At 63.7% G+C, this 3,251-nt stretch carries 4 protein-coding genes; all 4 read left to right on the top strand.

Going from position 1 to position 3,251, the window contains the following annotated elements; translation table 11 throughout:
• Positions 1-354 precede the first annotated feature (354 nt).
• Positions 355-630: a hypothetical protein gene (locus G7Y51_RS13275; RefSeq protein WP_165178218.1), complete on the top strand. Its 276-nt coding sequence runs from the start codon at positions 355-357 to the stop codon at positions 628-630.
• A 72-nt stretch (positions 631-702) separates the two neighbouring features.
• Entirely contained in the window at positions 703-2,001 is a 1,299-nt protein-coding gene (locus tag G7Y51_RS13270; RefSeq protein ID WP_165178217.1) for a hypothetical protein, read from the top strand.
• A gap of 9 nt (positions 2,002-2,010) precedes the next feature.
• Positions 2,011-2,997, top strand: a complete 987-nt coding sequence (locus tag G7Y51_RS13265) for a hypothetical protein (protein ID WP_165178216.1) — start codon at positions 2,011-2,013, stop codon at positions 2,995-2,997.
• Positions 2,990-3,251: hypothetical protein (locus G7Y51_RS13260; RefSeq protein WP_165178215.1), on the top strand; the 262-nt coding region annotated here is incomplete at its 3' end. The genes G7Y51_RS13265 and G7Y51_RS13260, both read left to right, overlap by 8 nt.

Raw genomic sequence — 3,251 nt, 5'->3', positions numbered from 1 at the left:
CAGCTTTGGCTCATCAACGCGCTCAGGTGGGCGGGCCTGCGTGACGATGTGAGCCTGGAACGGCACCTCAAGCTGCGGATCGCGGGCCTGTCCCGGCTCCGCAGGGAGGAGTTGGAACGCACCGCTTCCGCCCGGCTGCATCCGGGCATCATCCAGGCATAGGAGGACGCATGTGCTACGGCATCTGCGAATGCGAGGACAGGCGGGGCGAGTCCGTACTGATTCATTTCAGATCCGCACGCCGCCGCATCATCGGCGTGCTGCCCATGCCTGACGGTACACGCGAGTCTTTTACAGGCCGCAATATGGCTCAGGTGTTGCGTCAATGGCAGCAGGCATTGGCCGGGAGGGAATATGCGAAGGCCAGACCGCGACATTGTTGATCGTATCCGGCGCTCGCTGCGGGCGCACCTGGCCGAGGCCCGGCGGCGGCGCGACACGGCCAGCGCCTATATGCGCGAGCGCTACCACAGCCTGCGCGCCGCCGGGCTCTGCGTCCGATGCAAACAGCGTGATGCCCTCCCCGGCATGACGCTCTGCATGGACTGCCGCCTCTGGAACAATCAGCGCCGCAGCGGCGCGTCCACGGCCCCGCGCTCGCCGTACAAGGACGGAAGGAGGGGACAATGAAAGAACGCCCGCGATGCAAATGGCTTCGGGACCAGAGCCTGACATTCACACGCGACATGCAAGGAGACAGACATGAATAACAACCGGCAAAACGGAACCAACGCCCCCGCGCCATCCCTTGAGGCGCAGGCCAAGGCCGCCTTTGAACGTGTGCGCGCGGCCTGCCCGGAAGACGGCGCCGTCCTTGGGCGGTACCTGGCGGCGATACATCAGAAAAACATCATCGCCCTGGGAAACGGCGAGGCTTTTGTGCTGACCGACGCGGAAGGCCGCAGCATCAAGGCTACCAAACGCACGGTGCGCCTGAGCGCGGAAAACGGCGGTCTGACGCAACCCGTTTTCCGGGGGCCCTATGTCATATCCGCGCCGGGCTACTCCATGCTGGCGCACGCGGCCGGGGCCGTTGTCATGAACGCCCCCACTGTCACCGTTGACGGCATACAGCAGCAGAACCCCTATGTGCGTCGCGGGCCGGACGGCGCCATCATTGAGGTGCATTGCCGCGCCATGGCCTTCCGCTACAACGAAAACGGCCAACCCATGGTCAGTGACCGGACCACGATTTTCGACACGGCGACCTATGCCCTGGCCGATATGGTGGGCAAGGCCAAGAGGGCAAAGGACGCTTTCAAGCTCCTGCCCGCCGCCATCCCCGCCCCGAAGCCGGCGGAAGACTGGGCCTGTTATCGTGTGGATGAAGCCGTCAATCTGTGGATGAGGATCTCCCACGAAGAGGTCATCAGCTTTCTTGGGCAGGTTTTGAACCGTAAGAAAAAGGCCCTGGAGTTCGCGCAGACTTTCGCGCAGCGTAATGCCCTCAAGCATCTTTTCGGCATCGCCGTGGTTCCGGGTCAGGCCAACGGCCCCATCAGCGTCTGGGATGTGCCGGTGGTCTGCTGGGCTCCGAGCGACGGCGGACTCATCCGCTTTGATACCGCCCGTTACGCAGCCTCCACACAAATTATTGAGGCACTGACCGAAGGCAGGCCCGTTGCCCTGCCTGAAGCGCAACAACCCATTGTCATTTCCCGTGGCGCCGACGAAGTGCGCGGCGCGGATATGGATGAGGAGGCCGACCCCCTGGAAAATCCCGACCGCTACGAAAGCCAGGAATCGGGAATGGTGATGTCTCCCCCCATGGAAGAGCCCGCCGTGCCCATGCCGGAGAGGGAACAGCTTCGGGAAGAGCCCGCCCCGGACTGGACGGCGGAGGAACTTGCGGCATGGAAAAATCTCCAGGTCGCCCGCGAGGAATTTCCCGCCGAATACGCGGATGCCCTGGCGGACTGTGGCCTGAGAGATGAGGAGGTCAATCCCGGCAACGCGGCCGAAATCAACCGCGCCATCAGCGCCATGCTTGACGCCGGATAGGGGGACACGATGATCACCCGCATTTTTGCTCAGGGCTTCAAGGGATTGGATTTTGACCAGCCCCTTGCGCTCCGCACGCTGATCATGGGGCGCGTCGGGAGCGGCAAAAGCTCCCGTTCCCTCGCGCTGGCCCTGCTGGTGACAGGAGGGCTCCCCGGAACCGGAATTGCCCGCACCAACGCCGAAATCTTCAAGGCCGTGGGCAACGGCGACAGCCTGACTGTAGGGGTGGAATTTGATGACGGCGTAACTCTGGAACGCTCGTACAAGCGCAAAAAAAACGGCGCGGTGGGCTGCGAATACCGCAACGCCGGAGAATCCGTCCCCAAAAATCTGTTTGAGGTGGAACTGGACCGCCGGGGGGTGAGCATTGCCGATGTGTCCGCCTTTCTTGCTCTCTCTGACGCGAAAAAAGTGGACGAATTGTTCCGCCTGTTCCCGCCGGCCGGTGACGTGCGCGGCCTGAATGCGTCCATACTGCGCGCCAGGGAACACATCTCCAAAATCGAAGGCGACATCAGGGCCAAAGAGCAGTCCTGCCAGGGCATTGCAATGTCCATCGCGGAACTCAAGCTGCCCGCCGGTTCCCTGCCGGAAGTGCAGGCCGAAATCGCCACGGCCGAGAGGGAATACCAGACGGCCCGCGACGACATGGTGCGGGAACAGGCGCGCCTGGAGCATGAGGCCGCGGCCTGCGCAGCCAGGGATCAACGGGCCGGGGAACCGACCGGACCAGGCGTCGGCCAGCAACTGCCGCTGCGCAGTGCGGCACGGCGTCAGCCGCCCCTTCCTTTCTCGCTCTCCGGCCAGGAACCCTCCCGCGCCCGCCAGAATGGTGCGCAGGTTCAAGCCCCTCCCATGAACACGGAAGTTCTCGCTCTTGAGCGCGTTTTGTCCGCGCTGGAGCGGGCCGGGTGTGAGGGATGCGCCGCGCGGATGGTGCTCAAGCGCGAAATCAAATTGCTTCGGACCGCACAGGAGGCCGTCAATGGATAGCTCACTGCAAATCATGGAACAGCGGGTTTCCGGACTTCGGACACGGCTGGATGCGTTGCGGGCCGACGAGCGCCTTTTCCAACGCGCGGCCGGCCTCAAGACGCAACTGGAAAAGGACCGCGCGGCGGTGTTGGAGCTGGCGTCCGCGCTGGAAGCGGAAAAGAAGACGCTGGACGACCTGCGCAACAAAAAGGCGGCGGCCATGCAGGCCACGGCCACGGCCATTGCGGAAAAAATGGGCCAGGTGCTGCCCC

The sequence above is a fragment of the Desulfovibrio sp. ZJ369 genome (assembly GCF_011039085.1).
Lineage (GTDB): Bacteria > Desulfobacterota > Desulfovibrionia > Desulfovibrionales > Desulfovibrionaceae > Desulfovibrio.
Note: the sequence above shows the minus strand (reverse complement) of the source record. Positions and strands in the feature narration are given on the sequence as shown.

Bases quoted from the DNA above. Each gene is read 5' to 3' on its own strand.
- G7Y51_RS13275 (WP_165178218.1), top strand. From the start codon at position 355: ATGCGAAGGCCAGACCGCGACATTGTTGATCGTATCCGGCGCTCGCTG.
- G7Y51_RS13270 (WP_165178217.1), top strand. From the start codon at position 703: ATGAATAACAACCGGCAAAACGGAACCAACGCCCCCGCGCCATCCCTT.
- G7Y51_RS13265 (WP_165178216.1), top strand. From the start codon at position 2,011: ATGATCACCCGCATTTTTGCTCAGGGCTTCAAGGGATTGGATTTTGAC.